3 protein-coding genes, 1 tRNA gene and 1 pseudogene are annotated in these 3,012 nt (G+C 62.0%); 3 read left to right on the top strand and 2 right to left on the bottom strand.

What is annotated here, in order from left to right:
* The 3 genes and pseudogenes from WBF82_RS19860 to WBF82_RS19850 all read left to right on the top strand — a co-directional run.
* Positions 1-360 (top strand): AMP-binding enzyme (locus tag WBF82_RS19860; protein ID WP_424384651.1); only part of this gene is annotated, 360 nt, incomplete at its 5' end.
* 53 nt (positions 361-413) lie between these two features.
* Positions 414-1,013 (top strand): hypothetical protein, encoded by a 600-nt coding sequence (locus WBF82_RS19855; RefSeq protein ID WP_424384650.1) that lies wholly within the window; start codon positions 414-416, stop codon positions 1,011-1,013.
* A gap of 92 nt (positions 1,014-1,105) precedes the next feature.
* Positions 1,106-1,951 (top strand): annotated as a pseudogene (locus tag WBF82_RS19850) (SDR family NAD(P)-dependent oxidoreductase); the annotation flags it as partial.
* Positions 1,952-2,567: 616 nt separating this feature from the next.
* On the opposite strand, the gene WBF82_RS19845 reads toward WBF82_RS19850, so the two are convergent.
* Together WBF82_RS19845 and WBF82_RS19840 are read right to left on the bottom strand one after the other, a co-directional pair.
* Positions 2,568-2,643: transfer RNA gene (locus WBF82_RS19845), tRNA-Ala, on the bottom strand.
* 66 nt (positions 2,644-2,709) lie between these two features.
* Positions 2,710-3,012: NAD(P)/FAD-dependent oxidoreductase (locus WBF82_RS19840; protein ID WP_424384649.1), on the bottom strand; the 303-nt coding region annotated here is incomplete at its 5' end.

The raw sequence follows: 3,012 nt of genomic DNA, 5'->3' as shown, positions 1-3,012 counted from the left end.
GTGGTGCGCATCGTTGCGCACGGTTGCATCCGGATCTGCGACCGCTCAAAGGATCTCGTGAAATCCGGCGGCGAGTGGATCTCCTCGGTTGATCTGGAGAACCGGCTCATGTGCCACCCGGCGGTCGCCCAAGCCGCCGTCATCGCCGTACCTGACGACCGTTGGGGCGAGCGTCCACTCGCGGTCGTGTCACTTCGCGCCGGCGCCGAGACCTCGGCTCAAGAGCTACGCGAGCACCTTGCGCAGGAGTTCGCCAAATGGCAACTGCCCGACCGCTTCGAGTTCGTGGCGGCCATCCCCTGCACGGCCACCGGAAAGTTCAAGAAGACCCAGTTGCGCGACCAATTCGTGTCAGCCTGACACCAACCATCCGAGGGCGGTAAGAGTCGCCCCCAGAAAGTAAGGAACCGAAAATGAGCCGCTTCGACATCACGAAGACCAACATCGCCGTGGAGCGACTGATCGAGACGACGGAGAATCCGCGCCACCTCTATCTGCTGCACGCCTACAACCGGCACCGGTACCTGGAGATGGCCGGCCGCTGGGAGGAGATCTTCGCTCCCGACATGACGGTCGAGAAACCGGTCTATCACTTCAACATGCTCGGTAAGGTCATCACGCTTGATGGGGCCGAGGCCGTTCAGGAGGTTTATCGGGAGTGGACCCGCATGGGACAGAGTGTCTTCTACACCGATGACGAGAAGCTCGCGGTCAGCGACCACATGATCGTCTCGACATCGACCGTGTACCAGCAGACCCCGGGCAGCATCATTGCGGCCGACGGCGTCCCCGTCGACCCCGCGGCAACCTACCTGGTAAAGAGCGCCGAGCACATGATCTGGCCCTATGACGACCAGGGCCGGCTGATCGGCGAGGACGTCTGGGAGTACGACGAGACGGTCCGCGAGATCATTGCGCTCGACCCGGCGGACGTGTTGACCACCGAACAGTCCGGCAAGCTGCTTGCTCCGCTGATCAAGCCACTCCCGGCGCATAACCCGTTTACCGCCTGATACAACAGCTCTGGATGATGCAGGGTCGCGGCTGATGCGCGACCGATCAGCCTCGGTCAACAGCGCCACGACCCCGACCGACATGACAATGAAGGACTCGAATGACCAAGAACCCCTCGACTTTCCACGGCAAGCTGCTGGTGATCACCGGCGGCGGAAGCGGCATCGGACGAGAAACGGCGCTCGCCTTCGCGCGGCGCGGCGCCGAGGTCGTCCTTTCCGATGTCAACCTCGATGCCGCGAAACAAACCGCGGCGATGATCGACGACGCCGGCGGCACCGCATACGCCTACCAACTCGACGTTGCCGATGAGGCCGCAATGCACGCGCACGCCGACGAAGTCGCCGAAAGACACGCTGTGCCAGACATCCTGATCAACAACGCCGGCATCGGACAGGCCGGAGCCTTCCTGGCAACCCCGTCGAAGTCGTTCCACCGAGTGATGGACATCAACTTCTACGGCGTGATCAACGGCTGCCGCGCGTTCGGAGAAAAAATGGTCGAGCGCGGTTCAGGCGGCCACATTGTGAATCTGGCCTCGATGGCCGCATACACGCCGCAGCAGAGTTTCACCGCATACTCGACGAGCAAGGCCGCGGTGTTCATGTTTTCCGACTGCCTACGCGCCGAATTGGCCACCTCGGGCATCAGCGTAAGCACCATCTGCCCCGGCATCGTGCACACCAATATCATTGCGAACACTCAATTCTCCGGCGTCAGCGCGAGAACCGAAGCCGACAAGCAACAGAAATTCGATCGTTTGTATGAGAAGCGGCACTACACGCCCGACAAGGTTGCCGAACGCATCGTGCACGCTGTCGCGAAGAAGAAGTCAATCGTGCCGGTGACGCCGGAAGCTCACGTCGCGTACCACGCGCGGCGCTTCGTACCCGCACTCGGTCGCTGGCTCGCCGCACGGAAGGACATCGTCCAATAGTTGGTCCTCAGGGCCGGCTCTGTGCCCGGGAAGCCCCCCGGAGCCTGCTCTGTACCGCACCTTTCTCGGCAGATCGACTGTGAAGCTGTAGGTCAGAACACACGTCGTAGCCCGCCTTCGTTCGCGCCAACACTTTAGGTCATCGAATGATCAGTTTCCTGACACCCGAGAGCCTGATTCCGATCGATGACGAGGGCTTGCGCGCATATTTCGCGCGTTATATCGTTCCTGAAATCGCGAGACTTGCAGCGCATTAGAAGCATACGAAGCTTTGGGTTGCGTCGGAAGTGACTGGTGACCAATGGTTTCCGCGACCCGTCGAACGCCAATCCGACAACACCCTATTGAAGGGGCCTCAGGTCAGCTTGGGGCAATCGAACCCGCTGCAACCCAACGGTTCCCGTCAGATTTCACCCCGCTGCCACCTATCCGAGCACGGCGGCGTTGTCGCTAGTCATCACAGCCTTGATAGTCGCTGAGTACCACCGGGACTTGCCCCCGAGCGGTGGAAATACCGTCGGCCATCAACCCATCGGCAATCGCCTGAAACGTGTATCCGTTGGCGCGCTCGGCGATGACCCAAGGATATTTTTAGGGCTGTGAGCTGCAGTTATTCTGGTGGAGCTAAGGGGACTCGAACCCCTGACCCCCACACTGCCAGTGTGGTGCGCTACCAGCTGCGCCATAGCCCCAGATGTTGTGCCCATCGAAGCTACACCACGGTTTGCCAGCCTTCAAAGTCGCTGATCACGCCGGGTCTAGCGCAGCGGGTCGAATTCGCGCAGGCCTGGTGGCTGCTTGCCCGTGGTGATCTGCTCGGCCAACAGCCGGCCCGTCGCCGGGCCCTGCTTCATGCCCCACATGCCGTGCCCGCCCGCGACGAAGACGCGGTTCTCAGCGACCGGTCCCACCAGCGGACGCCCGTCGGGACTTAGCGGGCGCTGGCCAACCCATATCTCATCCCGCTCTGCCCAGCGAACCCCGTCAAAGAACGGGCCCGCCGACTCGACGATCCCATCGACGACGGCGGCCGATGCGGGGGCTTCGGGACGACGTAACTC

Source organism: Mycobacterium sp. (assembly GCF_049673265.1).
Lineage (GTDB): Bacteria > Actinomycetota > Actinomycetes > Mycobacteriales > Mycobacteriaceae > Mycobacterium.
This window is presented reverse-complemented; position numbering and strand designations above follow the sequence as displayed.